The organism is Lonsdalea quercina, from assembly GCF_900107885.1.
Lineage (GTDB): Bacteria > Pseudomonadota > Gammaproteobacteria > Enterobacterales > Enterobacteriaceae > Lonsdalea > Lonsdalea quercina.
On record NZ_FNQS01000002.1, the window covers coordinates 131,846 to 158,556 of the forward strand.

Genomic DNA, 26,711 nt, shown 5'->3' on the forward strand with positions numbered 1-26,711 from the left:
GGGTCAGTTGTTGACGGTTTGCTTGTGAAACAGCTCGCGGAATACGGGATAGATATCGTCCTGATCGCGAATGTGCTGCATGGCGAAGTTCTCGTACTTTTCCTGTAGGCGCTCGTATTCGCGCCATAGTGTCTGATGAGAGCGGCGTGTGATCTCGATATAGCTGTAATAGCGCACGAAGGGTAACAAATGACTGGCCAGCAGGTCGTGACACAGCGGCGAGTCATCCGCCCAGTTATCCCCGTCCGACGCTTGCGCGGCATAAATATTCCACAGCGCGGGATCGTAGCGCTCCTTAACCACTTCTTCCATCAGCTTCAATGCGCTCGATACAATCGTACCGCCGGTTTCCTGTGAGTAGAAAAACTCCTCCTCGTCTACTTCTTTGGCTTGCGTATGGTGCCGAATATAGACGACTTCCACGTTTCTGTATGATCGGCTGAGGAACAGATACAGCAGGATGTAGAAACGTTTGGCGATATCCTTGGTCGCCTGATCCATCGAGCCGGAAACATCCATCAGGCAAAACATTACCGCCTGACTGGAAGGCTCCGGCCTGCGTTCAAAGTTCTTGTAACGCAGGTCGAATGTGTCTATGAACGGCACGCGCGCAATGCGCTGCCGCAGTTCGGCGATCTCCGCGCGCAGCCGTTCCTCTTCCAACAGCTGGGCTGGCTCGGAGTTCTCCAGTAACGCGAGATGTTCTTCCAACGCGTGCAATTCGCGGCGTTTCCCCGCCGTCATCGCCATGCGGCGAGCGAGGGAATTTTGCAGCGATCGTACGACGCTGATATTGGCGGGCACGCCGTTCGAGGTATAGCCCGCTCGATGGTTTTTATACTCCGTCATCTGCCGATGTTCGGTTTTTTTCAGGTTAGGCAGCGCCAGGTCCTCGAACAGCAGGTCGAGATATTCGTCTTTAGATATCTGAAAAACGAAATCGTCCTGACCTTCGCCATCTTGGCTCGCTTCGCCCTGACCGGAACCGCCGCCGCCGCCGCCCTGCGGTCGCTCGATTTTATCATTCTGCACGAAGTGGTCGTTGCCAGGGTGAACACGGTGGCGTACGCCACCGCGGCCCTGATGAAACATCGGCTCACTGATATCCGAATTAGGGATCGTAATTGACTCCCCGTTGTCCACATCGGTTACCGAACGTTTATTAATGGCATCGGCAATCGAATGTTTTATCTGCGACTTATAGCGGCGCAAAAAACGCTGACGGTTAACCGCGCTTTTATTTTTACCGTTTAGCCGGCGATCGATGAAATAAGCCATGTTTCCCCCAAACGACGTTGCCTGTCGGTCTGTCGCATTAAGACGACTTTCTCACGCGCAGGTACCATTCGCATAACAATCGAACCTGCTTGCGGGTATAGCCTTTTTCCATCATACGGTCGACGAAGTCGTCGTGTTTTTTTTGCTCCTCGGTTGAGGTCTTGGTATTGAATGAAATCACCGGCAACAGCTCTTCGGTGTTGGAGAACATCTTCTTCTCAATCACTGTGCGCAGTTTTTCATAGCTGGTCCAGTTTGGATTGCGACCGTTGTTGCCCGCGCGAGCACGCAACACGAAGTTGACGATTTCATTACGGAAGTCTTTAGGGTTGCTGATGCCAGCCGGCTTCTCGATTTTTTCCAGCTCGCTGTTAAGCGCTTCGCGGTCGAACAGCTGGCCGGTATCGGGATCGCGATATTCCTGATCCTGAATCCAGAAGTCCGCGTAGGTGACATAGCGATCAAAGATGTTCTGGCCGTATTCCGAATAGGATTCGAGATAGGCGGTCTGGATCTCCTTGCCGATGAATTCCGCGTATTTAGGAATCAAATAGCCTTTCAGGTGCTCCAGATATTTTTCCGCCACGTCCTGCGGGAACTGTTCGCGTTCAATCTGCTGCTCCAGCACATAGAACAGGTGTACCGGGTTGGCAGCGACTTCGCTGTGGTCGAAGTTGAACACGCGAGACAGAATCTTAAAGGCGAAACGCGTGGACAATCCCTGCATGCCTTCGTCGACGCCGGCATAGTCCCGATATTCCTGGTAGGACTTGGCTTTCGGGTCCGTATCTTTCAGGCTTTCCCCGTCATACACCCGCATTTTCGAATACGTGCTGGAGTTTTCGGGGTCTTTCAGACGCGACAAGATAGAGAAGCGCGCCAGCGTTTCCAGTGTGCCTGGGGCGCAAGGCGACTGGCTCAGCTCACTATTTTGCAACAGCTTGTCGTAGATTTTGACCTCTTCCGATACGCGCAGGCAGTACGGCACTTTGACGATATACACACGGTCGAGGAAGGCCTCGTTATTCTTGTTGTTGCGGAACTGCACCCATTCCGATTCGTTGGAGTGAGCCAGAATGATGCCGTTGAACGGCAGGGCGGCAATGCCTTCCGTCCCGTTGTAGTTGCCTTCCTGCGTCGCGGTCAGCAGTGGATGAAGCACTTTGATTGGGGCTTTGAACATTTCCACGAATTCCATGATGCCCTGATTGGCGCGGCAAAGTGCGCCGGAGTAGCCATAGGCATCGGGATCGTTCTGGGCGAAATGTTCCAGTTTGCGGATGTCCACTTTCCCGACCAGCGCGGAAATATCCTGGTTATTCTCATCGCCGGGTTCAGTCTTGGCGATGGCCAACTGCGCCAGTATGGAGGGCCAGACTTTAACGACGCGGAACTTGGTGATGTCTCCGCCGAACTCCTGAAGCCGCTTGGCCGCCCACGGCGACATGATGGTGCCGAGATAACGACGCGGCACGCCATACTCTTTTTCCAATATGGCGGCGTCTTCATGTGGATTGAACAGGCTCAGCGGGTGGTCGTTCACCGGGCTGCGTTCGCCGTCGGCGCTGAGTACGTAGATGGGCACGAGCTGCATCAGGGCTTTCAGGCGTTCGGCAAGAGAGGATTTCCCCCCGCCCACCGGACCGAGCAGATACAGAATCTGTTTTTTCTCTTCCAGACCTTGAGCAGCATGACGGAGATAAGCGACGATTTGCTCGATCGCTTCTTCCATACCGTAAAACTCTTCGAAAGCAGGGTAGCGGGCTATGACCCGGTTGGAAAACAAACGGGAAAGACGTGGTTCTTGCGCGGTGTCCACCATGACCGGATCACCGATAGCCATCAACAATCTTTCGGCAGCATTCGCATAAGCACTGCGATCCTGCTGGCAGATGTTAAGGAACTCTTGCAGAGTGAACTCTTCGTCTTTGGCAGCGTCGTAGCGCTGACGGTAATGATCAAATATGTTCATAGCGATGCCCGTCCTTCGTCGATTAACAACACAGAATAAGAGAGCGAGAGTATGAATACCGCCTATATAATGGTTAGCTCTCCTAAAGAAGAATTCCCCTTCAGAGTAGAGCAACCCTTATGCCAACTTGTGACGCGCTGCGCAGGTTCAACATCAATCTGTGCGGCAAGGGAATGTTGTCTTCACTTTAAAGCGTAGTTTGCCTCGGTGAAATTTCCTTCATTCTTCCTTGGGCTTTTCAAGATATTACAATGACTCAGTCCTTTGCGTCATAGGGAATCCCCCTTTACAGCGGGTCTGAACGAGTATGCCAGCGCTCCCGTCCGCCACTAGAAAAAATGGTTATAAGTTATCCGTTTCAGTCTGTAGTGGCGTTATTTTTCCACCATGACCATAATGGCAACCTACTCCCACGGGAGGCCCGATCGGAATAGGAGAAAGTGAGCAGTGAAAAAACTTCAATCAGTAGGTGTCGCGTTGGCGCTGAGCGTGACGGCGACGTTATCCGCACAGGCGGAGACCTTTTCTCTTGGGGTGGGTGTCATCGGCGAAACATCGGTTTATCGCGGTGACGACAACCACGTCTATCCTTTCCCGCAGGTGGTGTATGAAAGCGATAACTTCTATTTCCGAGGGTTGGGCGGCGGTTACTATCTGTGGAATGACGAGCAGAACAAACTTTCGTTGACCGCCTATTACAACCCGTTCGGATTTAAGCCGGGAGACAGTGACGACGGCAGCATGAAACAGCTGGATAAGCGTCGAGGCACGCTGATGGGTGGGGTGGCTTACCGTCATGATGCGCAATGGGGAACCATCCGCAGCGTCCTGGCCGCCGACACGCTGGGCAACAGCGATGGCGTCGTATGGGATACGGCCTACCTTTACCGCATCGATGCCGATCAGTGGCATTTCACGCCGGGGATTGGCGTGAACTGGTCGAGCGCTCGACAGAACCGCTACTACTATGGCGTGAGCAATAGCGAGTCAGCGCGTTCGGGCATTCAAAGCTATCGACCGGGAGACAGCTGGGATCCGTATCTGGAGCTGAGCGTGGGGTACACCATTACGCCTCGCTGGAACACCTGGATTATTGGTCGCTACACCCGTCTTAGTGATGAAGTGAAAAGCAGCCCGATGGTTGAGAAAAGCGATAGTCTGATGCTGGGCGGCGGAATCAGCTACGCCTTCTAAGCAGGAATGCACTCTTTTTGTGCTTTGAACGCACCGTGAACGTCAGTTAACGGTGCGTTTGCTTTATGATGAAGCACTTCAGTTCAGAAGGGCAGGCATGGTGAGACAATAACCGTACCGGCCTTTCATCCAAAATAGGATTATTTTGCGCTGGTGGAATGAACGCGTATAGAGGTCGCCAATTTAGCCGGCGCATGCCGGGTGAGGTTAAATGGTTGACTGATACGGGCAGTTTCCACACACACGAACGTTTTGTAACCCTCATCGGTGAGATCCGACATCGTTTTTGACAGCTGTTCCCCTGGGTTCCAGGCTACCACATCGCTATGGTCATGGTGGTGCACTTCTATTGTGCGCTCCAGAACCGGATCGTGGATAACGCTGGTCGCTTTAGGTTTGGTATAGACCCGGTCGGTGCGGTTGGGGAATGAGAGGTCACCTTGCTGGAAGCCGGGGTTTTCCGGATCGACCTTATCGATAAAGCGCTCACCCAGCCCGCTGACGTGCACGCGGCTGATGTCCCCGATATTGAAATAGCTGTGCAGGGCGCTGGTCATGCTGTATTCCCCTTCGAACTCCAACTCCACATCGCAAGACGTCTTAGTGAGCACGAAACGCGCATCCACCTTAAACGCCTGCGGCCAAATGGCGCGCGTTTCCTCATTGTCGCGAAGCGTGAGAGTCAGCGTAACGCCGTCCGCATCATCGATATGGGATGAGAAGGCCCAGGGCATGATGCGCGCAAAGCCGTGACTGGGTTCGGCCACGGGACCAAACCAGGGGAAGCAGACAGGAATGCCGCCGCGAATGGCTTTCCCTTCCTTAAATAACGTGTTGTCGCTGAGCCAAATAACCGGTGCGGCGCCGGTGGGTTGCCAGGCGATTAAATGGGCCCCTTGCAGTGCGACGGCGGCTTTCAACTGCGGATGGTCGATGACGACGATCGGCAGTTGATCCTGCTGACGCAACGTAATATGGGGGGAAATCGTTTTACTGACAGGAAGGGAAAACAGGGCATCAGTCATAAGCGGGCCTATTCATCTATAAGTAGAAATCAATCATGAATATTGTGGCACTCATGACGCCATTCCCCAATAGGAATTCGCCGTCTCGTCGACCCGCGTCAAAAAATAGCGTTATCGGTTTCCACGTTACTTTACCTGGAGACGTTAGCGTGCGCAGCTCTGTTTGGACAGGGAATGTCGCCGGCAGGCGGAGGCCATCGCAACTCACCAAGAAAAGACGAGAATAGACGTCATGATGCGAGTGAGAACGACGAATCGGTCAGAGAGTCGGAAAGGGGGGTATAAAACGTCGTGCGGGGTGGGGCATGGCACTCGATGGCGCGTGAGAAGCCATCGCGCAGTAAAAACCGCCGTGGACCAAGATCGTCGTGTATTAAAAAGGGCGACTTGCGTCGCCCTTGATTCAGTTACCGATCTTCAGCTCATTATTTGGAGATGTGAGCAACCAGATCCAGAACCTTGTTGGAGTAGCCTGTTTCGTTATCGTACCAAGCAACCAGTTTCACGAAGTTGTCGCTCAGAGCGATACCGGCTTTAGCATCGAATACGGAAGTCAGTTTTTCACCGTTGAAATCGGTAGAAACCACTGCGTCTTCGGTGTAGCCCAGCACGCCTTTCAGTTCGCCTTCAGAAGCTTCTTTGATTGCAGCACAGATAGCGTCGTAAGAAGCGCCTTTTTCCAGACGTGCAGTCAGGTCAACAACGGATACGTTCGGAGTCGGAACGCGGAACGCCATACCAGTCAGTTTACCGTTCAGAGCCGGGATAACTTTACCGACAGCTTTAGCGGCACCGGTAGAAGACGGGATGATGTTCTGAGATGCGCCGCGGCCGCCGCGCCAGTCTTTGTGAGACGGGCCGTCAACGGTTTTCTGAGTAGCGGTAGTGGCGTGAACAGTGGTCATCAGCGCTTCAACGATACCAAATTTGTCGTTGATAACTTTAGCCAACGGCGCCAGGCAGTTAGTGGTGCAAGATGCGTTGGAAACGATATCCTGACCCGCATAGTCTTTATGGTTAACGCCCATAACGAACATCGGCGTGCTGTCTTTAGAAGGACCAGTCAGTACGACTTTCTTAGCGCCAGCCTGGATGTGTTTACGTGCAGTTTCGTCAGTCAGGAAGATACCTGTCGCTTCTGCAACAACGTCAACACCCGCTTCGTTCCATTTCAGGTTAGCCGGATCGCGTTCTGCGGTAACACGGATGGTTTTGCCGTTAACGACCAGATGACCGTCTTTAACTTCAACAGTACCGTTGAAGCGGCCATGAGTGGAGTCATACTTCAGCATGTAAGCCATGTAGTCCGCATCTAACAAATCGTTGATTGCAACGATTTCAACGTCTGAACGCTCCTGGGCAGCGCGGAAAACAATACGGCCGATACGGCCAAATCCATTGATACCTACTTTGATAGTCATATATTCCACCAGCTATTTGGTTTGTGAATAAAAGGTTGGCTGTAAAATTACAAAAACCTTCCCGAGGGTCAAGCGGAATCGTGTCAATAGTTGCTGTATGTCAAAACTATGGGCAACCCTTGCACGATAAATCATCTATTCGGTCATTTCAGTTGTTGGACAACATGATAGGAGCATTGGCCGGGTATGAGAACACCCGATGGGGGTATTATTGTGACATGGATCACAATTAGCACCCCGTCAGGCTCTAGCCTATCGCAATAACAGGCCAAATAACGTTTCGAGTGTTAATTTTTTGTAGTGCTTACGGTCTATACTCTTTAACACGCATAATAATTTTTTTTGTGAGCAAAGCGATGGACAAAGACCTTAATGACTCTCCTCAGCGCGATAACCTGACGGAAATACAACGATATGTCACCCAACAGCGGGGAACTGAACCGCCGTTTTCCGGCAAGTTGCTGCATAACAAGCAGACCGGCATTTACCACTGCTTATGTTGTAAGCAGCCCCTGTTTTACTCGGATAACAAGTTTGACTCTGGCTGCGGCTGGCCCAGTTTTGATCAACCTGTGTCTGCGGAGGCGATTCGTTACCTGGATGATAATTCGCATAATATGCATCGGGTGGAAATTCGTTGCGGCAATTGTGATGCTCATCTCGGGCATGTATTTCCTGATGGCCCCAAAGAGACGACCGGTGAGCGTTATTGCGTCAACTCGGCCTCGCTAAGTTTCATCGATGCGGAAAATAATCAAAAAATAGACGGCTAGATGTCTATTTAATTGAAACGTTTCAGCTACCAATGATTCCAATGGGGGCGTCGCTACCTCAAGGCACGCTAATACGGTCATTAATCTTGCGTGCCGTGGACCTCAACACCCTCTAACACGCATAAATCAAGGAATATGGGCAATGCAGATTGAGGATGTGTTAAATGCGATGACGCCGGAGATCTACCAGCGTTTGGCGACAGCGGTGGAGTTGGGAAAATGGCCCGACGGCGTGGCGTTGACTGCGGAACAGAAAGACAACGCCATGCAGATGGTCTTACTCTGGCAGTCACGTCATAACGTAGAGGCCGACCACATGAGCATCAATCAGCAGGGCGAAATAGAAATCAAAAGCAAGCAGGCGCTTAAGCAGCGATTTATTGCGGCTGCAGAGCCAATTAGGATGTTTAAACCGCAGGACTGATGGCGTTGACCTTGTTGCCCTCGCCACCGATTATCTAGCCTTACGAGGAGGCAAGCGCGGTGATAAACGCCTGCGACTCTGTCAAGATCGCGCCCTGCGCCTGCATCTCCTCGAGCGCCTTCTGGCTGTCTGCGGGCTGTAGATTGACTCCGCGACAGCCGTCCACCAAGACCTCAGTACGATACCCCAGCGCCAAGGCATCCAGCACCGAGTACTTCACACAATAGTCCGTCGCCAATCCCATGATGGCGAGCGAGTCGATCTGCTGGGCGCGAAGCCAGTCGTCCAGTTCGGTTTTTACCCGATGGCCGTTATCAAAGAAGGCGCTGTAGCTATCTATATCGCTGGCGGTTCCTTTATGGACGACCCAGTCGATAGCCTGCCGATTGAGCGCCGGGTGGAACTCGGCGCCCGGTTCGCCTGCGACGCAGTGCACCGGCCACCATACCTGAGGCAGTCCGTCCAGCATGCCGAGTTCGCCGATGGTCGTGCCGGAATTGGCGGCAAAGCTGCGATGATCCGCCGGATGCCAGTCAAGGCTTGCCACTACGGTGATCTGCGCGTCATGACAGGCGGAGATCGCACGGTTAGCCACCGGGATGACACTATCGCCCTCGCTGATGGCCAATGCGCCGCCGGGACAAAAATCATTCTGCAAATCGATCAGTAACAACGCTTTGCTCATGCCGCCTCCGAATTTTAGCTATTGCTGAGTTCACCCCGCAGATCCTGCTGCATTAGACGGCGGATATCATCGGGGGACAGGTCTTCCCGGCTTAGCAGATAATGCAGCTTGGTGAGCGTCGCTTCAACGGTCATATCGAAACCGCTGATCACGCCGGCTTGAGACAGCGCATTACCCGTCGCATAGCCTTCCATGTTGACGCAGCCGGACATGCACTGCGTCAAGTTGACCACAATAATGCCCCGATCGGATGCTTCCCGCAGCTCCTGCAGAAACGCTTTGTTCTGCGGAGCGTTGCCGACGCCGTAAGAGCGCAGAATTAACGCTCGAACAGGTTGAAGCAGGAAGTTGCGCACGACGTCGGCGGAAATACCGGGGTAAATGGTGATAACGCCGATTGGCTGAGGGGTGATGTCATGAACGACCAGCGAATCTGCCGACTCAACCAACGGCGCCGAGGAGAGGCGACGAATATGGATACCGGTTTCCAGCAGCACGGGGTAGTTGGGTGACGAGAACGCATCAAAGCCGTCGGCATGCGCTTTGGTGGTGCGGTTGCCGCGCAGCAGCTTATTGTTGAAGAACAGACTGACCTCGTTGATAGGATGATTGGCCGCCACATACAGCGCGTTCAGCAGGTTGGTTTGTCCATCGGAACGCAGTTCTGCCAGCGGGATCTGTGACCCTGTCACGATAACGGGTTTGGCCAGATTCTCCAGCATGAATGAAAGCGCCGACGCCGTGAAGGCCATCGTGTCTGTCCCATGCAAAATCACGAAACCGTCATAATCGTCGTAATGCTGCCGTATGTCGTTGGCGATGATCTGCCAGTCTTCCGGCGTCATGTCCGAGGAATCGATCAGCGGCGTATATTCATGAATGGTAAAGGACGGCATTTCCGGCCGATGAAACTCGGGCATCTGTGCCAGCTGCTGCTGGAGATGGCCTGAAACCGGGATATAGCCTTGAGCGGAGTGTTGCATGCCGATTGTGCCGCCCGTATAGGCGACATAAATGGATTTCTTTTGCATGGATGTGATTACGTCAAAATCAAAAAATGGATTATAGAGCGAAGCAAGGGGAAAAGCAGCCCGGCGATTGTCGCCGGGCGGGTGAAGCGATTAGCGAACGTTGCCGCAACTTAGGCAAATGACGTAGCGATGTTGCGGGTCGGTTAGTTTAGTCGATAGAGAGGGTTGTGCGCGAAGCATCTCGCTCAACTCCGCGACGGGCGCAGGAAACAGCGTCTGCAAAGCGTCGGGAAGCGTGGCGTAGACCGAGCTTCGCACCTGATTGAAGAGCACATCCAACACTCCTTCGTCCTCTTCGAACCAGACCAGCTGATGATGATCCAACTTAGCTAACTCCGCCGCCTTCTTCACCGCGTCGTCGAAGTCGCCGAGCGTATCGACCAGGCCGTTGGCTTTTGCGTCACTGCCGATCCAGACGTGGCCCTGCGCAATTTCGTCCACTTGTTCAGGAGTCTTGTTGCGAGACTTCGCCACCAGAGAGAGGAAGTTTTTGTAGCCGCGCTCAATGTTGACCTGCATCAGTTGGCCGAATTCGGGCGGCAGCGCCTTGGTCATAGACAGATCGGCCAGCGGCGAGGTGGCGACACCGTCGGTATGTACGCCAACGCTGTCTAAGGTATTCTCGACCGTATTGATCACGCCGAAGATGCCGATGGAACCGGTAAGCGTACTGGGGCTGGCGACAATAGCGTTAGCTGGCGTGGAGATCCAGTAACCGCCTGAGGCGGCCATGCCTCCCATCGAGACCACCACCGGTTTGCCAGCCTGACGTGCGGCGGCCAGCTCGGCGCGGATTTGCTCGGACGCGGTGACGCTGCCGCCTGGGCTGTTCACGCGCAGGATGATGGCTTTCACCTTCGGATCGAGCCGGGCATCGCGAATTTGTCCAGCCGTCGTATTACCGCCGACATAACCGGGCGCCTCATTCCCATCGACGATCATGCCATTGGCGAAGATCACGGCAATCTGGTTGTTATCCGGCTGAGGATCGGTCAGCGCGTAGTCATAGAAAGAGGTGTAGTTAAAGTCTTTGCTTTTTGCATCCCAACCGAAGGTCTTGATCAGCTGCTGTTCAATGACCGTGCGGGAAGCCACTTCATCCACCAGTTTGTTATCCAGCGCATAGCGTGCGGTGTCGCCGTCCGCCGCGCGCAGGGCGGTGAGCAGGCCGTCGGCGCCAGGGAAGAGCTGCTGAGGCGTGATTTCACGATTCGCGGCTATCGTCGTTAGGTAGTTTTGCCACAGGCTGTTAATCCAGCGTCCGTCGGCATCCCGTGCCGCAGGGGACATGTCATCTCGTATATAAGGCTCGACGGCGGATTTGTAGGTGCCGACGCGGAAGATGTGGGTCGTGACCTTTAGCTTATCCAGCAGCGTTTTATAGTAGAGATTGTTGGTGGCGAAGCCGTGCAGGTCGATGCCGCCCTGCGGCGTCAGGAAAATCTTGTTGGCGTAACTGGCCAGATAGTACTGAGACTGGTCGTAGTTATCGCCTACGGCGTAAATCGGTTTGCCCGTGTCGCGGAATTCGCGCAGTGCTTTGCCGATATACTGCAATGACGGCTGATCGGCGCCGACGAAGTCGGACAGATCCATCACCATGCCGGTAATATTGCGGTCGTTTTTGGCTTGCCTAATCACATCAATGACGTCGAATAGCGAATTCTCTTGATTGCGATTGGCGGACACGCCTAAAAACTCGCGGCCGAACTGCCGCAGCTTATTATTCACTGAGGGTTTATCGACGACGACGCCGGTGATGTTCAACATCAGCGCGCCTTTCGCAGCTTCAGGCGGGGTCGCCTTGAATTGACTGTAAATACCCACGCCAACCAAGATCAGCATGATAAGAAAAATATTGAGGATGAATTCCCGGATGAAATTAAGCAGGCGCCACCCCCACTTAAAGAATCCGCTGAAAATCCGCCACATCGTGCGCATGATAACTCCGAAAATGGGAAAAACAGTTTAGTATCCTAATGAGCGGACAGGTAAAAGTCAGCTTTTTATCTTGCCCTGCGCGGCCACACAGGTTGTTAACTTGTAACAAAACTTCTGGCTGTGCTACCGTTGCGCGCGATCTCGTCTTAACCCTTGCTACCTGATGAATTACAGGAGATGTGTGATGGATGCCTTGGAACTATTACTTAATCGTCGTTCGGCTTCCCGGCTGGCTGCACCGGCCCCCGCTGGCGCTGCGCTGGAAAATATCATTCAGGCCGGTATGCGGGCACCCGATCACGGCGCACTGCAACCGTGGCGCTTCTTCGTCATTCAGGACGAGGGCCTCAGTCGCTTCAGCGATGTGCTGGTCGAAGCGGCGCAGCAAAATCATCTGGATGAGTCGGCTATCGAAAAGGCGCGTAAGTCGCCGTTTCGGGCACCGCTGATTATCACGGTCATCGCGCATTGCGAAGAAAATCACAAAGTTCCTGTATGGGAGCAGGTGGTGTCGGCGGGCTGCGCTGTTCATGCCATGCAGATGGCGGCTCAGGCGCAGGGGTTCAACGGCATCTGGCGCAGCGGCGCCTGGACGCACAGCGAGCGCGTACGCGAAGCCTTCGACTGTCGTCCGCAGGATGAAATTGTCGGATTTCTTTACTTGGGTACACCTCAGCTGAAAGCCTCCTCGACGCTGACGCCGATCGACCCGGATCGGATCGTCCGCTATTTCTGAAGTGATTGGCCATGTCGAATCGCTATCTCGCTGCCTCTATACCAATAGAGAAGCAGCCTTAATAACAACTGCCGGTAGTGCGGTGAATCATGCGACTTTTTATTGCCGAAAAGCCCAGCCTGGCGCGGGCTATCGCCGATGTTTTGCCTAAACCCCATCGGCGGGGTGAGGGTTATATCGCCTGCGGACAGCACGATGTCGTGACGTGGTGCGTGGGCCATTTGCTGGAGCAGGCTCAGCCGGATGCCTACGATCCCCGCTATGCGCGTTGGGCGCTGGACGATCTGCCGATTGTGCCGCAGAAGTGGCGGCTGCAGCCGCGGCCTTCCGTGAGTAAGCAGCTCAATGCCATCAAAAAACTTTTAGCGCAGGCGGACGACGTTATTCATGCCGGCGACCCCGACCGCGAAGGTCAGCTGTTGGTCGATGAGGTGTTGGAATATCTCGAACTTCCTAATGAAAAACGTCAACGCGTTCAACGCTGCTTGATTAACGATCTCAACCCGCAGGCGGTCGAGAGAGCCGTGGCCCGTCTGCGGGAAAACCGTGAATTTATCCCGCTGTGTGTTTCTGCGCTGGCGCGTTCGCGCGCAGACTGGCTGTATGGCATCAATATGACCCGCGCCTATACACTGCTGGGCCGACATGCCGGCTATGATGGCGTGCTGTCGGTGGGAAGAGTGCAGACGCCTGTGCTGGGATTGGTGGTTCGGCGCGACGAAGAGATCGAAAACTTCGTGCCTAAAGACTTTTTCGACGTCAAAGCGCATATCGTGACGCCGGCGGATGAGCGCTTCACGGCGCTGTGGCAGCCCAGTGAATCCTGTGAACCTTATCAGGACGAGGAGGGGCGTTTGCTACACCGGCCGCTGGCGGAACATGTGGTGAACCGCATTGCCGGACAGCCAGCGCACGTCACCGGCTATAATGATAAACGGGAATCAGAAATTGCCCCGTTGCCTTATTCGCTGTCTACGTTGCAGATCGAAGCCGCCAGACGGTTTGGTTTAAGCGCCCAGCAGGTCCTGGATACCTGTCAGCGGTTGTATGAAACCCACAAACTGATTACCTATCCCCGTTCGGACTGCCGCTATCTGCCCGAAGAGCACTTTGCGGGACGACAGGCGGTATTGCAGGCGATTGGGGTGCATCAGCCTGATTTACAACCGCCGGAGCCGATTTTTAACAGCGAACGCCGCAACCGATGCTGGGATGACGGCAAGGTGGATGCTCACCACGCGATCATCCCTACGGCGCGAACAACTAAGACGACGCTGACTCAGCATGAAAGTCAGGTTTATATGCTGGTTGCCCGGCAGTATCTGATGCAGTTCTGCGCTGAAGCCGTTTTCCGCAAATGCGTGATAGAACTCGATATCGCGGGCGGTAAATTTGTGGCCAAGGCCCGTTTTCTGGCGGAAGCGGGCTGGCGCACGCTCCTCGGCGGCAAAGAACGGGACGAAGAGAACGAAGGGACGCCGCTGCCGGTTGTCAGCAAAGGCGATGAACTATTGTGTGAACGGGGAGAGGTGGTCGAGCGCCAGACTCAGCCGCCGCGCCATTTTACCGATGCGACGCTACTCTCGGCCATGACGGGAATTGCCCGGTTTGTGCAGGATAAAGAACTGAAGAAAATTCTACGTGCGACCGATGGTCTAGGAACGGAAGCGACGAGAGCCGGCATTATCGAACTCTTGTTCAAACGTGCTTTCCTGGTCAAAAAAGGGCGTTACATCCATGCCAGCGAAACCGGGCGAGCGCTAATCCATTCGTTGCCGCCCAGCGCCGCGCATCCGGATATGACCGCGCATTGGGAGTCCACGCTGACAAAAATCAGCGAAAAACAGTGTCGCTATCAGGATTTTATGCAGCCATTGACGGAATCTCTGTGCGACATCATCCAGCAGGTCAGGCATCGTGGCAGTATGCCGTTATTACGTGGCCTGCCGCCCGCGCCCGGCAAATCGAAACCAAAAAAGCGGCGTAAGTCGCAGCCTAAGGTGAAGGAGCAAAATTCATGACGGTAAAATGGGGACAGATTCTGGCGGCAACGCTGGTGATTTTCCCTCTCTGGGGGCAGGCTAATCCAGGGAGTCATACGAATACCGATATTGTCGTGCCGGTTCCGCCGCAGGTGATTTGGGGCAACGGCAACCATTCAGGCCAACAGGAAAACGCTCAGCAATGCATCCGTTGCTGCACCTATCAGAACAAGCAGTATTCCGAAGGGGCGGTCATCAAGATGGAAGGCGTATTGTTGCAATGCTCTGAGGATAAGCAGCGGCTCAGCACCAATAATCTGGTGTGGAAAATGGTCAAATAAACCGTGGCGGGGCTGAGATGCGGCCCCGCCGACGAGCGTTTAAAGTGAAAATTCTGCCCAGATAGGCGCATGATCCGATGGTTTTTCCATCGCACGGATGGTGTAGTCGATACCGGTCGAGGTGCAGCTTTCCGCCAGAGACTGGCTTGCCAAAATCAGATCGATACGCAGGCCGCGATTAGTATCAAAGCCTTTGGAGCGATAGTCGAACCATGAAAATTGGTCGTTGCAGGAGGGATTGGCGGCGCGGAACGTGTCCACCAGCCCCCAGTTTTGCAGTCGGGCCAACCACTCACGCTCTTCCGGCAAGAAAGAGCACTTACCGGTGCGCAGCCAGCGCTTACGGTTCTCTTCTCCAATCCCTATATCCAGATCGGTCGGGCTGATATTCAGATCGCCCATGATGACCAGCGGTTGCCCTTCCGGGTGATGGTGTTCGATATAGTTCTGCAGATCCTGATAGAAACGCGTTTTTGCAGGAAATTTAGTCGGATGGTCTCGGCTTTCTCCCTGAGGAAAATAGCCGTTGATGACGGTCAACGGACCTTGAGGGGTATTGATATCCGCCATGATAATGCGTCGCTGCGCGTCTTCCTCATCGGTCGGAAATCCGCGGCGGACCGCCAGTGGTTCTTTCTTCGTCAGCAACGCTACGCCGTAATGACCTTTCTGGCCGTGGTAGAACACGTGATAGCCATGCTGTGCCACGTCTTCCAACGGAAACATGTCGTCGTGTACCTTGGTTTCCTGTAAACCAATGACGTCCGGCTGGTGTTGTTCGACCACTGCGGCTAATTGATGAGGCCGCGCTCGCAGGCCGTTGATGTTAAAAGAAACAAACTTCATGTTCGCTGCCGTTGTAATGAAAATGTGCCGTGATGGTAGCAGAAATGAGGGCGGCGAGTCACGGTCGAGACCCGGCATAAAGGCCGATAGTAACCATCGTTGTGGCAGGGTTGATGGCGGTCCTGAGAGCCCGTATACTCCGCGTCTCGCAGGAGAGAGGAGGCCATCACAGGCCATCCCGCCGAAGGCGCAAACTCCCATAATCGCTCAGGCCACCTTACTGCAGATTCTATCCACGCCAACTGGAGAGCGGTTGCCAGACAACCCACCGAAGGGGCAAGCAGCAGCTGCTGCACAAACTCTCAGGTAAAAGGACAGAGGGAGGGGCACAACCACGAGAGGCTCGTGTGCTGACCTATATCTATCTTATTGCCATCACCGCAGAGGGGATGTCCGGCGCGCTGGCGGCAGGCCGCCGCAATATGGACATCTTCGGCGTTTCCTTGATCGCCTTTATTACCGCGCTCGGCGGCGGCACTGTCCGTGACATTCTCCTCGGCAATTTCCCCATCGGCTGGACTCAACATCCGGCTTACATCTATCTCACGGTCGGCGCCGGTCTGTTTACCGTCATTATTGCGCGCTTCATGCAGCATCTGCATCGGCTGTTTCTGGTACTCGATGCCATGGGGCTCATTGCGTTCACGATTATTGGCTGCAACGTGGCGCTGCACCTGAATTACTCGTTGACGATCGTGGTCATCACGGGGGTGACGACAGGCATTTTCGGCGGGATCTTGCGGGATATTTTCTGCAACCGCACGCCGATGGTGCTGCGTAAAGAGCTGTATGCCTGCGTCTCGCTGCTGGTCGCGTTGCTGTATCTCGGTTTTCGGCACGTCGGCCTTAACCACGATATCAACCAACTTCTTTCCTTTTTGATCGGACTCTCTGTGCGCTTGGCGGCAATTCGCTGGTCATGGCAACTGCCGGTATTTACCTATATGCCCGGAAGTTGGAAAGGGTAAGCGAGCGGCATTGGCTCATAGAGGGATCTTGAGGCCGACTGCGAGATGTGGAGAGGAACAGGCAACTTCAGCGTGTTGGGTTTGCTTGGGGAGAGACTCTGAGAAGATGGTGGTGGGGGAAGGATGACTCGTCACTTCGTTCCTCGCCCTTCGGGCCGTGCTGCGCACGTTGTCTCGCTATGCTCGACTCGAACCTTGTCGAAGGTTCTCACCTTCCCCCCTACGGGAACAGGCGACTTCAGCGTGTTGGGTTTGCTTGGGGAGGGACTTTGAAAAGATGGTGGTGGGGGAAGGATGACTCGTCACTTCGTTCCTCGCCCTTCGGGCCGTGCTGCGCACGTTGTCTCGCTATGCTCGACTCGAACCTTGTCGAAGGTTCTCACCTTCCCCCTACGGGAACAGGCGACTTCAGCATGTTGGGTTTGATAGGGGAGGGACTTTGAAAAGATGGTGGTGGGGGAAGGATGACTCGTCACTTCGTTCCTCGCCCTTCGGGCCGTGCTGCGCACGTTGTCTCGCTATGCTCGACTCGAACCTTGTCGAAGGTTCTCACCTTCCCCCTACGGGAACAGGCAACTTCAGCATGTTGGGTTTGCTTGGGGAGAGACTCTGAGAAGATGGTGGTGGGGGAAGGATTCGAACCTTCGAAGTCTGTGACGGCAGATTTACAGTCTGCTCCCTTTGGCCGCTCGGGAACCCCACCACTGGCCTGAAACGTGTTTTGCGTTAAGCGGGGCGCATCATAACAAATGCCGCGCCCCTGTAAAGTCTGAACCGGCAAATTCAGATTCGTTTGCCGGTTTTTTATGCCATCTGACGCTGTCTTGAGCGGCTCGATGACATGAGGTTAAACGTTACAGGATGATCGTGCGATTCCCATAGACGAAAACTCGCTGTGCCAGCACTTGATAGAGCGCTCGGCTGAGGACGTTTTTCTCGACGTCGCGACCCGCACGCATCATGTCGTCCGCGGTATAGGTGTGATCAACATGAATCACGTCCTGCATGATGATGGGGCCTTCATCCAGACTGTCATTCACATAGTGAGCCGTGGCGCCGATGATTTTGACGCCACGCTCATACGCCTGGTGGTAAGGGCGGGCGCCGATAAATGCAGGCAGGAATGAATGGTGAATATTGATAACCTGATTCGGGTAGTGCTGTACGAAGGCCGGGGTCAGGACCCGCATGTATTTCGCCAGGACCACATAGTCCGGCTGATACTGGTCGATCTGCGCGATCATTTTTTGATCGTGTTCGTCGCGGGATAATCCTTCGTGACTAATCAGATGGAACGGAATATCGAAACGTTCAACCAGCGTGCGCAGCGTTTCGTGGTTACCAATCACCGCGGCGATTTCGACATCTAAGCCACCGTAGGCGTTTTTCATCAACAGGTCGCCGAGGCAGTGAGCTTCTTTGGTCACCAGAATCACAATGCGACGACGACCTGCGTTGCTGAGTTCTCGAACGGAGCCTGCAGGTAAAGCGCTGTCCAGATCTTCCAGCAATGTATTATCGTTGAAAATGCCTTCTAATTCGGTGCGCATGAAGAATCGCCCGGTGCGATGGTCGACATACTCGGAGTTCTGCACGATGTTCAACTCGTGCTTATAGCAAATGTTGGTTATTTTTGCGATTAGCCCTTTCGAATCAGGGCAGATGGTACGAAGAACTTTTCTTTGTATATTCTGGGATTGCATGGGGGTGTCGATCCTGTCCAAAGCAAATATCAATTATTTTTTCAGCGCGCGGGAAGGGCGAGCTGTCACTCTATTGTCCGCAGCACTTTTTGTATTTTTTACCTGAGCCGCAGGGACAGGCTTCATTTCTGCCAGTAGGCAGATGAACGCCGTCGACATAGTACCAGCGATCGTGATGGCGAAGGAAGCGTGAGCGCTCTCTCATCAATACGTTACGGTGAGGCGTGTCCTTGTCTGCATATCGCGCCGCAAACTCGACGAATCCTTCATCGGCCGCTTTCCCCGCACTCGTCGCCAGTACGTTAAGACCCCGCCATTCTGTGTTGCTGCAGGTGGCTGCGATATCGGCTCGAAAGTTTTCGGCCTGACAGGTTGGGTGCCATGTGGCTATCAGATAGTCAATGTCTTGTTGAACGTAAGCGCTATAGCGCGATCGCATCAGCGATTCTGGGGAGGGAGCGGCCTTGACACCCTGAATATAAGGCTTACAGCAGCGTGAAAAGGGTTGTTGATTGCCGCAAAAGCAACATTCGGACACAATATCTACCTTAATAATTTTTTAATGAATTAACTAGTTGAGACGTATCTTAAAAACACTTCATATAGTACCCAGCGAGTTTGACGCATGGCAATGTAGTCTAGAATAAAGCAGGCAGGGGGGAAACCATGCGTAAGGTCAAGGTCGGATTGGCTTTGGGATCCGGTGCTGCAAAAGGATGGGCACATATTGGCGTCATCAATGCGTTGAAAGATCTCGGCATTGAGCCTGAAATCGTCGCCGGATGTTCGGTTGGATCGTTGGTTGGCGCAGCTTATGCGACGAATCAGTTGGACAGCATGGCGCGTTGGGTCAGTGGTTTCGGCTATTGGGATGTGATCCGACTAATGGATCTGTCGTGGCGGCGAGGAGGATTACTGAGGGGCGATCGTGTTTTCGAACATGTTCGTCAGTTGTTGCGTACCCAGCGTATTGAGGATTGCGCCATCAAGTTTGGCGCGGTTGCCACCAATTTGAGTACAGGTCGTGAACTCTGGCTGACAGAGGGAGATCTGCACCTGTCTATACGCGCTTCATGCAGTATGCCGGGGTTGCTGTCCCCGGTCTCGTTCAACGGCTATTGGCTGGTGGATGGCGCTGTCGTCAATCCTGTCCCCGTGTCATTAACGAGGGCCTTGGGCGCGGATGTCGTGATAGCCGTTGATTTACAGCATGATGCAAGTCTGAAAAGTCATGATTTGCTCTCCGTGAAACCGCCTCAACCGGCGATGGAAGCCGTATCGGTAGGAGGGTGGTCGCAGCGGATACGCGAGCGACTTCACCTGAGAGGACGGCGTCCGGCGGAAGTCAGACCTACGGCGATGGAGATTATGAGCACCTCGATTCAGGTGCTTGAAAACCGCCTGAAAATGAGCCGTATGGCCGGGGACCCGCCGGATGTATTGATTCAACCCTACTGCCCGCAGATAGCGACGCTGGATTTTCATCGCGCGCAGGAAGCCATAGAGGCGGGCAGACGGGCGGTAGAAAAACAACGAGAGATGTTATTGCCATTGGTTCACCGGGCTACCTGAGCCACATTCGGGTAGTCTGAATGACAACATCAGCACGATGAATATGAACAGACTGAGTTTTAAGGGGCAACTGATGGCACGACCATTAACGGGGAAAGAGATTTTAATCGTTGAAGACGAAGCTGTTTTCCGGTCTGTGCTGGCTGGTTATCTGACCTCATTGGGCGCCAACGTCATAGAAGCGGACAATGGCCACAATGCCTTCGAAATGATTACTCACCAGCAGCCGGATCTCATCATCTGCGATTTGAATATGCCTACCATGGGCGGATTTGAGTTTGTCGATCGATTTCGTCAGCAGAATACCGACACACCTATCCTCGTCATATCGGCAACCAGTCACATGGCTGATGTCGCGAAAATATTACGGCTCGGTGTTCAGGATGTCCTACTGAAACCGGTCAATGATTATAGCCGATTACGCGAAACGGTAATGTCATGTCTTTACCCTGATATGTTTACTTCACAGGTGAGTGAAGTCGATAAGTTAATGCAGGATATGGAATCGCTGAATCAATGCCCGGCCGATGTAAACAAACTATTGGAGCAATTACAGCCGCCTGTCAATCAGACGATTGCGCAGTGCCGTATTAATTATCGGCAACTCACCGTAGCGGATCATCCTGGATTAGTATTGGATATCGTTGCGTTATCTGAAGATGAACTGGCGTTTTACTGCTTGGACGTTACACAGGCCGATCATAATAATGGTGTCGTTGCTGCATTGTTATTACGCGCATTATTCAACGGGCTATTACGCGATCATCTCGCCAATCAGCAGCGTAAACAGCCTGAATTATCCATGTTGTTAAGACAAGTGAATCAACTGTTACGTCATGCCGGTCTTAAGGGCGAGTTTCCATTATTGGTCGGTTATTACCATCACAGTGTGAAAAAACTGATTCTTATTTCCGCAGGATTACATGCGACGCTTAGCGTAAAAGAAAATCAGTTGATGCTTCATAGCGGAATTCCGCTTGGCGCAAAGGATAGCGCTTATCTGAATCAACTCGGATATCAGTGCGAATCGTGGCAATGTCAGATATGGGGAAGTGGTGGGCAACTACGTTTAATGGTTTCTACGGATTAATCTGATGGTCACCGGGATAAGCATACTTCAACCTGTAGCGACGCATTGTAATTATTTGGCTTTCTACAATTTGAGGGGTAATGCGCTTTCTTTTTCCGAGTATGGGTCAGTACCGAGCAATGCGTATCGTAACTGATATACTCAGTGCTCATGGGTAGAAGATAAATAAAGCTCATTATTTGAACGAAATATACGAGGTTGTTTATGTCAGCTGTCAATAAAAAAGTAAAAAAAGCGGTCATTCCTGTGGCCGGGCTGGGAACGCGGATGCTGCCAGCCACCAAGGCTATTCCAAAAGAAATGTTACCGCTGGTTGATAAACCTTTAATTCAATACGTAGTCAATGAATGTATTGCGGCAGGCATTAACGAAATTATTCTGGTAACGCATTCCTCCAAAAATTCGATTGAAAACCACTTCGATACCAGCTTTGAACTTGAAGCTATGTTAGAAAAACGTGTTAAGCGACAACTGTTGGATGAAGTTAAATCGATTTGTCCTGAGCATGTGACTATTATGCAAGTACGTCAGGGCGTGGCTAAAGGCCTGGGGCACGCGGTATTGTGCGCCTATCCTCTGGTGGGCGACGAACCCGTGGCGGTTATTTTGCCGGACGTCATCATTGACGAATACGAGAGTAACCTGAAGAAAGACAATCTCAGTGAAATGCTTCAACGTTTCGATGAAACTGGACATAGCCAGATAATGGTTGAGCCTGTTGAAGACGTCAGCAGCTATGGGGTCGTGGACTGCCAGGGAAGGGAACTGAAGCCAGGTGATAGCGCGCCTATGGTTGGCGTTGTTGAAAAGCCGAAAGCAGATGAAGCGCCATCAAACCTGGCTGTTGTCGGCCGTTATGTTCTGTCGGCTCAAATTTGGGACTTCCTGAAGAAAACGCCTCCGGGAGCAGGGAATGAAATTCAGCTCACCGATGCTATCGCAATGTTAATGGAGGAAGAGACCGTCGAGGCTTATCACCTTAAAGGTATCAGTCACGACTGCGGAAATAAGCTGGGTTATATGTCAGCTTTCGTAGAATACGGGTTGCGCCACAAAACGTTGGGTTCTGAGTTCAACCAGTGGTTGAAAACAGCCGTTCAGGAAGAAAACAACTAATCAATATCATCCCTCTGTTCTATTGCAGAGGGCCTCCTCCCAGCCTGTCTCACGTGTTTTTCCCATTAAATTAAATAAAAAAACACCCCCTGCGAACAGGGGGTGTTTTATAAGAATTAATTATTTGGTGGTATTAAAGCAGGAAGTCATCCAGAGATTTACCCTGTTCTTCGATTGCCTTTTTGATCACTGCCGGGGTACGACCCTGGCCTGTCCAGGTTTTGACTTCGCCATTTTCATCGGTGTACTGGTATTTAGCAGGGCGAGCAGCACGTTTGCTTTTACCAGCAACTTTAGTAGAGCCTAAAGACTGAAGCAGTTCATTGGGATCGATGCCGTCAGCAATTAACATATCGCGATACTGCTGCAATTTGCGAGTACGCTCTTCAATTTCTGCCTGAGCTTGGCTTTCTTCTTCGCGGCGTTCATTAACCACGACTTCCAGTTTTTCCAGCATTTCTTCCAGGGTTTCCAGACTACATTCTCTTGCCTGGGCGCGCAGGGTACGGATGTTGTTTAGAATCTTTAGTGCTTCGCTCATTGTATTAGTCTCAAAATATATTTAATTAGTGGCTGTATGAGAGATAATAGAGCGCTATTTTATTTTCTGCAATAGGTAGATTTGTATTATGGGCAAAAATAACAAATCTAATACAGCCATCACGTATCTACAGACAGATATAAATCTTTCAGAGTTGCTAATACATTTGGTTACGTATACGGCGCCGAATTATGGTCTGACCTGCTGCCACGGTTTGTTTATCCAACAATTAATCGCCAATTGTCCGTCCCTACCGGCTCAATTACCTGTTACCGCCACATCCTTGTAGGGAATAGCATAAATGATGCTCGCGATTGTAGGCTGGCGAGATTGTTACCATCATTTCCAAAGTACCAAAGGGGAAGTAGGAACGGCTCTGTATTTGATATCAGTCGAATTTATTTTAAGGCTAACCAGAGCCCAAAGATCTTGTTTTTGGCAGAAATAAACGCAGGTATCATGAGGGTAAGCCTATTTCCTAGACTTAGAAAAAAAGCAGTATGGTCGTGTATCCTCGCCTGGTGAGAGACGCATCAGCAAAGCTGATGATGGTCTATTTTAAATCCAATAGGGAAAGAACATCTGACAGGAACTATTCACGCATAAATTATATGTCGGCATCCCGCCATCCCTCATTAAGAAGACGGCAACCCGTCATCACCGGTAATTTATTCATATTAATTGCGATGCATATGGGTCCGCAGGTTAACGGTTTTATAGAGAAAACGATGAGATAATTGATTAATCTTACGACATGCTTACTTTTGTAACTATTGATATAAAGAAAATTTTATCCCGCTTACGCTTCGCATCTAAGTCATATTAATAAGCCCTATGAATCTTTGCCGTTGTCAGCGTTAACCTGACAGCGAGTCGTTTTTTCTCTTCGCTATGAGCCGGATATAACGTACCAGAACGCGTTTTGCATGTGTTGCTTAAGGTATTAACCTCAATGCGCGTGCGAATAAGTCTGAACATAAAACGCGACCCATGAAGTATACAGGAATCTTTATTGGCGAAAGGGGCGCGCGCCGCGGTTTGATTAAATAAATAACGGGTCGAGCACTTACCATGCAGCATCCTTTACCACAACAGCTTCAGACGACGCTGGCGCTATTTCCCTTGAGAAGTCGATGTAACCCCTAACCCTGATGCGACATCGGGTGATGTCGGACTTTTATGAAAGACAATAAAAAAACCCCACATTATGGACGCGGGGTTCGATTATCACAACGAGGTTAGTTTACTCAACTCACGACTTTCCGGCTTTTCGCTTTTTAGCCGGCGCCTTCGTGGGTTCAGCGATAGATGCAACCTCTTCTTGCTCTGAGAAGGTGCGGCCATAGTAACAATCCAGCAGAATTTGCTTCACCTCGACAATCAACGGGAAGCGCGGATTGGAACCGGTGCACTGGTCATCCAGCGCATCTTCGGACAGTTTGTCCACGGCCGCCAGGAAATCTGCTTCCTGAACGCCAGCTTCGCGGATGGAGGCGGGAATGCCTAACTCTTTCTTCAGCGACTCCAGCCAAGCCAGCAGCTTCTCAATTTTCTGCGCCGTACGGTCGCCAGCCGCACTCAATCCCAGGTGATCGGCAATCTCCGCATAGCGACGACGGGCCTGAGGGCGGTCGTACTGACTGAATGCCGTCTGCTTGGTCGGTACGTCGTTGGCATTGTAGCGGATAACGTTGCAGATCAGCATCGCGTTAGCCAGGCCATGTGGAATATGGAACTCAGACCCTAACTTATGGGCCATGGAGTGGCACACGCCAAGGAAGGCGTTAGCAAATGCGATACCCGCGATGGTAGCGGCGTTGTGCACGCGCTCGCGGGCCACCGGATTTTTGGCGCCTTCGCGATAGCTCGACGGCAGGTATTCTTTCAGCAGTTTCAACGCCTGTAGCGCCTGACCGTCCGAATACTCGTTCGCCAACACGGAAACATAGGCTTCCAACGCGTGTGTGACCGCATCCAGGCCGCCGAACGCGCATAAGGACTTCGGCATATCCATCACGAGGTTGGCGTCGATAATGGCCATGTCCGGCGTCAACGCATAGTCTGCCAGCGGATATTTTTGGCCGGTGGCATCATCGATGACCACGGCGAATGGGGTGACTTCTGAACCCGTACCGGAAGTGGTCGTAATCGCCACCATCTTCGCTTTGATCCCCATTTTCGGGAATTTATAGATACGCTTGCGAATATCCATAAAGCGCAGAGCCAGGTCCGCGAAATGCGTGTCCGGGTGTTCGTACAGGACCCACATGATCTTCGCGGCATCCATCGGGGATCCCCCACCCAGCGCGATAATCACATCAGGGTTGAACATGTTCATCTTGTCAACGCCGCGTCGCACGACGCTCAGAGTCGGATCGGCTTCCACTTCGAAGAACACATCCACTTCCATGCCGTGGCGTTTGAGCACGCTGGTGACCTGATCAACATAGCCATTATTGAACAAGAACGGGTCCGTAACGATGAAGGCGCGTTTAGCGCCTTCCGTGGCGACTTCTTCGAGCGCCAGCGGCAGAGAGCCGCGACGGAAATAGATAGATTTGGGAATTTTGTGCCACAACATATTTTCAGCTCGCTTCGCTACCATTTTACGGTTGATCAGATGTTTCGGCCCGACGTTTTCTGAAATCGAGTTACCGCCCCAGGAGCCGCATCCCAGCGTCAGTGACGGCGCAAGTTTGAAGTTGTACAAATCACCAATCCCGCCCTGAGATGCAGGGGTGTTAATCAAAATGCGCGCGGTTTTCATCTTGTCGCCGAAGGTATTAACGCGCGCTTTTTGGTTGTCCTGATCGGTGTACAGGCAGGAGGTATGACCGATACCGCCCATCGCCACGAGCTGTTCTGCCTTCACCACTGCGTCGTCAAAGTCCTTCGCGCGGTACATGGCAAGCGTGGGAGACAATTTTTCATGTGCAAACGGTTCAGATTCGTCAATTTTGCTGACTTCGCCGATCAACACCTTGGTGTTTGTCGGTACGCTGATGCCAGCCAGTTTGGCGATATCCGCCGCCGTCTGGCCGACGATCGCGGCGTTAAGCGCACCGTTTTTCAATAGGACGCCCTGAACGGCAGTCAGCTCCTGACCGTGCAGCAAGTAACCGCCGTGGGTGGCGAAACGCTCACGTACGGCGTCATAAACTTCATCCACAACGACGACGGACTGTTCTGATGCACAAATGACACCGTTATCGAAGGTTTTGGACATGAGGATTGAAGCGACTGCACGCTTGATATCCGCGGTTTCATCAATCACTACGGGGGTATTTCCTGCGCCTACGCCAATAGCCGGTTTTCCCGAACTGTAAGCGGCTTTCACCATACCGGGGCCGCCTGTCGCCAGGATCAAGTTGATATCCGGGTGGTGCATCAATTGGTTAGATAGCTCGACGGAGGGCGCATCGATCCAGCCGATGATGTCTTTCGGCGCTCCCGCCGCAATGGCTGCTTGCAGCACGATATCTGCCGCTTTATTCGTGGCGTCTTTGGCGCGTGGGTGAGGGGAGAAGATAATGCCGTTACGGGTTTTAAGACTGATTAATGCTTTGAAAATCGCGGTGGAGGTCGGGTTGGTCGTAGGGACGATACCGCAGATCAGGCCGATAGGTTCTGCAATCGTCATGGTGCCGAAGGTATCGTCGACGGATAACACGCCGCAGGTCTTCTCATCCTTGTAGGCATTGTAGATATATTCGGAGGCGAAATGGTTTTTAATCACTTTGTCCTCGACAATCCCCATGCCAGATTCGGCAACGGCCATTTTCGCCAGAGGGATTCGTGCATCTGCGGCGGCCAGGGCGGCGGCGCGAAAGATGGTGTCCACCTGCTCCTGAGAGAAGCTGGCAAACTCGCGCTGAGCGTTTTTCACACGTTCGACCAAAGCGTTAAGTTCTGCCACGTTGGTTACGGCCATAATGATCTCCTGTAATTATTCAAACTCTTTCAGTCAATAGTTGCCGTTTGATGAGCTGTCCCGTTGTGAGACACGCTGGTATTACGGAGGCCAGTGTTGAGGCATCTGTCCGTGCCCCATTGACTCAAAGAGCTCGCGCTA

General features: G+C 52.6%; 22 protein-coding genes, 1 tRNA gene, 3 other RNA genes and 1 riboswitch. Of the genes, 10 read left to right on the forward strand and 16 right to left on the reverse strand.

Going from position 1 to position 26,711, the window contains the following annotated elements; genetic code table 11:
• Positions 1-3: 3 nt before the first annotated feature.
• Together BLU64_RS03505 and BLU64_RS03510 are read right to left on the reverse strand one after the other, a co-directional pair.
• The gene (locus BLU64_RS03505) at positions 4-1,278 is read right to left on the reverse strand and encodes a YeaH/YhbH family protein (protein ID WP_026742432.1); all 1,275 of its coding nucleotides are present in this window, start codon (positions 1,276-1,278) and stop codon (positions 4-6) included.
• A 37-nt stretch (positions 1,279-1,315) separates the two neighbouring features.
• Positions 1,316-3,250, reverse strand: a complete 1,935-nt coding sequence (locus BLU64_RS03510; protein ID WP_026739399.1) for a PrkA family serine protein kinase — start codon at positions 3,248-3,250, stop codon at positions 1,316-1,318.
• 447 nt (positions 3,251-3,697) lie between these two features.
• Here BLU64_RS03510 and BLU64_RS03515 point away from each other — a divergent pair, with 447 nt between their 5' ends.
• Positions 3,698-4,444 carry a MipA/OmpV family protein gene (locus BLU64_RS03515; RefSeq protein WP_026742434.1) on the forward strand — a complete coding sequence of 249 codons (747 nt, stop codon included), beginning with the start codon at positions 3,698-3,700 and terminating at the stop codon, positions 4,442-4,444.
• 140 nt (positions 4,445-4,584) lie between these two features.
• On the opposite strand, the gene BLU64_RS03520 is transcribed toward BLU64_RS03515, so the two are convergent.
• The gene (locus BLU64_RS03520; protein WP_026742435.1) at positions 4,585-5,469 is read right to left on the reverse strand and encodes a D-hexose-6-phosphate mutarotase; all 885 of its coding nucleotides are present in this window, start codon (positions 5,467-5,469) and stop codon (positions 4,585-4,587) included.
• 425 nt (positions 5,470-5,894) lie between these two features.
• Positions 5,895-6,890 carry a glyceraldehyde-3-phosphate dehydrogenase gene (gene gapA / locus BLU64_RS03525; RefSeq protein ID WP_026742436.1) on the reverse strand — a complete coding sequence of 332 codons (996 nt, stop codon included), beginning with the start codon at positions 6,888-6,890 and terminating at the stop codon, positions 5,895-5,897.
• Between the two features lie 356 nt (positions 6,891-7,246).
• On the opposite strand from gapA, the gene msrB reads away from it, so the two are divergent.
• On the forward strand, positions 7,247-7,663 hold the full coding sequence (gene msrB, locus BLU64_RS03530; protein ID WP_026742437.1) for a peptide-methionine (R)-S-oxide reductase MsrB: 417 nt from the start codon (positions 7,247-7,249) through the stop codon (positions 7,661-7,663).
• Between the two features lie 142 nt (positions 7,664-7,805).
• The gene (locus BLU64_RS03535) at positions 7,806-8,087 is read left to right on the forward strand and encodes a YeaC family protein (RefSeq protein WP_026742438.1); all 282 of its coding nucleotides are present in this window, start codon (positions 7,806-7,808) and stop codon (positions 8,085-8,087) included.
• 40 nt (positions 8,088-8,127) lie between these two features.
• Here the strand turns inward: BLU64_RS03535 and pncA are convergent, their stop codons facing one another.
• From pncA to sppA, 3 genes are all read right to left on the reverse strand, one after another.
• Positions 8,128-8,772 (reverse strand): bifunctional nicotinamidase/pyrazinamidase, encoded by a 645-nt coding sequence (gene pncA, locus BLU64_RS03540; RefSeq protein ID WP_026742439.1) that lies wholly within the window; start codon positions 8,770-8,772, stop codon positions 8,128-8,130.
• Positions 8,773-8,786: 14 nt separating this feature from the next.
• The gene (gene ansA, locus BLU64_RS03545) at positions 8,787-9,803 is read right to left on the reverse strand and encodes an asparaginase (RefSeq protein ID WP_026742440.1); all 1,017 of its coding nucleotides are present in this window, start codon (positions 9,801-9,803) and stop codon (positions 8,787-8,789) included.
• Positions 9,804-9,893: 90 nt separating this feature from the next.
• Entirely contained in the window at positions 9,894-11,744 is a 1,851-nt protein-coding gene (sppA, locus tag BLU64_RS03550) for a signal peptide peptidase SppA (protein WP_026742441.1), read from the reverse strand.
• A gap of 184 nt (positions 11,745-11,928) precedes the next feature.
• Between sppA and BLU64_RS03555 the strand changes: the two genes are divergently transcribed.
• From BLU64_RS03555 to BLU64_RS03565, 3 genes are all read left to right on the forward strand, one after another.
• Positions 11,929-12,480, forward strand: coding sequence for an NAD(P)H nitroreductase (locus BLU64_RS03555; protein ID WP_026742442.1), 552 nt, complete (start codon positions 11,929-11,931; stop codon positions 12,478-12,480).
• A gap of 89 nt (positions 12,481-12,569) precedes the next feature.
• Positions 12,570-14,501 (forward strand): DNA topoisomerase III, encoded by a 1,932-nt coding sequence (locus BLU64_RS03560; protein WP_074727924.1) that lies wholly within the window; start codon positions 12,570-12,572, stop codon positions 14,499-14,501.
• Positions 14,498-14,803, forward strand: coding sequence for a DUF1496 domain-containing protein (locus tag BLU64_RS03565; RefSeq protein WP_026742444.1), 306 nt, complete (start codon positions 14,498-14,500; stop codon positions 14,801-14,803). Before BLU64_RS03560 ends, BLU64_RS03565 begins: the two co-directional genes overlap by 4 nt.
• Positions 14,804-14,842: 39 nt before the next feature.
• Here the strand turns inward: BLU64_RS03565 and xthA are convergent, their stop codons facing one another.
• On the reverse strand, positions 14,843-15,649 hold the full coding sequence (gene xthA, locus BLU64_RS03570; RefSeq protein ID WP_026742445.1) for an exodeoxyribonuclease III: 807 nt from the start codon (positions 15,647-15,649) through the stop codon (positions 14,843-14,845).
• Between the two features lie 232 nt (positions 15,650-15,881).
• Positions 15,882-15,977: riboswitch (glycine riboswitch) on the forward strand.
• A 19-nt stretch (positions 15,978-15,996) separates the two neighbouring features.
• On the opposite strand from xthA, the gene BLU64_RS03575 reads away from it, so the two are divergent.
• On the forward strand, positions 15,997-16,617 hold the full coding sequence (locus tag BLU64_RS03575) for a trimeric intracellular cation channel family protein (protein WP_074727925.1): 621 nt from the start codon (positions 15,997-15,999) through the stop codon (positions 16,615-16,617).
• 107 nt (positions 16,618-16,724) lie between these two features.
• Here BLU64_RS03575 and BLU64_RS03580 read toward each other — a convergent pair.
• The 6 genes from BLU64_RS03580 to BLU64_RS03605 all read right to left on the reverse strand — a co-directional run bounded on the left by BLU64_RS03580 (position 16,725) and on the right by BLU64_RS03605 (position 18,858).
• Positions 16,725-16,849, reverse strand: a non-coding RNA gene (locus tag BLU64_RS03580) — RtT sRNA.
• 46 nt (positions 16,850-16,895) lie between these two features.
• Positions 16,896-17,020, reverse strand: a non-coding RNA gene (locus BLU64_RS03585) — RtT sRNA.
• Between the two features lie 45 nt (positions 17,021-17,065).
• Positions 17,066-17,190, reverse strand: a non-coding RNA gene (locus BLU64_RS03590) — RtT sRNA.
• Between the two features lie 45 nt (positions 17,191-17,235).
• Positions 17,236-17,320, reverse strand: a tRNA-Tyr gene (locus BLU64_RS03595).
• Positions 17,321-17,471: 151 nt separating this feature from the next.
• Positions 17,472-18,320, reverse strand: a complete 849-nt coding sequence (purU, locus tag BLU64_RS03600) for a formyltetrahydrofolate deformylase (RefSeq protein ID WP_026742448.1) — start codon at positions 18,318-18,320, stop codon at positions 17,472-17,474.
• A 70-nt stretch (positions 18,321-18,390) separates the two neighbouring features.
• On the reverse strand, positions 18,391-18,858 hold the full coding sequence (locus BLU64_RS03605; protein ID WP_026742449.1) for a YchJ family protein: 468 nt from the start codon (positions 18,856-18,858) through the stop codon (positions 18,391-18,393).
• Positions 18,859-18,986: 128 nt separating this feature from the next.
• Between BLU64_RS03605 and rssA the strand changes: the two genes are divergently transcribed.
• From rssA to galU, 3 genes are all read left to right on the forward strand, one after another.
• Positions 18,987-19,892: a patatin-like phospholipase RssA gene (gene rssA / locus BLU64_RS03610; protein ID WP_026742450.1), complete on the forward strand. Its 906-nt coding sequence runs from the start codon at positions 18,987-18,989 to the stop codon at positions 19,890-19,892.
• A 73-nt stretch (positions 19,893-19,965) separates the two neighbouring features.
• The gene (gene rssB / locus BLU64_RS03615; protein WP_026742451.1) at positions 19,966-20,982 is read left to right on the forward strand and encodes a two-component system response regulator RssB; all 1,017 of its coding nucleotides are present in this window, start codon (positions 19,966-19,968) and stop codon (positions 20,980-20,982) included.
• Between the two features lie 204 nt (positions 20,983-21,186).
• Complete coding sequence (galU, locus tag BLU64_RS03620; protein WP_026742452.1) at positions 21,187-22,098, forward strand: UTP--glucose-1-phosphate uridylyltransferase GalU; 912 nt, start codon at positions 21,187-21,189, stop codon at positions 22,096-22,098.
• 133 nt (positions 22,099-22,231) lie between these two features.
• Here galU and hns read toward each other — a convergent pair whose 3' ends face one another.
• Both hns and adhE read right to left on the reverse strand, forming a co-directional pair.
• Positions 22,232-22,639 (reverse strand): histone-like nucleoid-structuring protein H-NS, encoded by a 408-nt coding sequence (hns, locus tag BLU64_RS03625; protein ID WP_026739418.1) that lies wholly within the window; start codon positions 22,637-22,639, stop codon positions 22,232-22,234.
• A 1,252-nt stretch (positions 22,640-23,891) separates the two neighbouring features.
• Positions 23,892-26,570 carry a bifunctional acetaldehyde-CoA/alcohol dehydrogenase gene (adhE, locus tag BLU64_RS03630; RefSeq protein WP_074727927.1) on the reverse strand — a complete coding sequence of 893 codons (2,679 nt, stop codon included), beginning with the start codon at positions 26,568-26,570 and terminating at the stop codon, positions 23,892-23,894.
• Positions 26,571-26,711 lie beyond the last annotated feature (141 nt).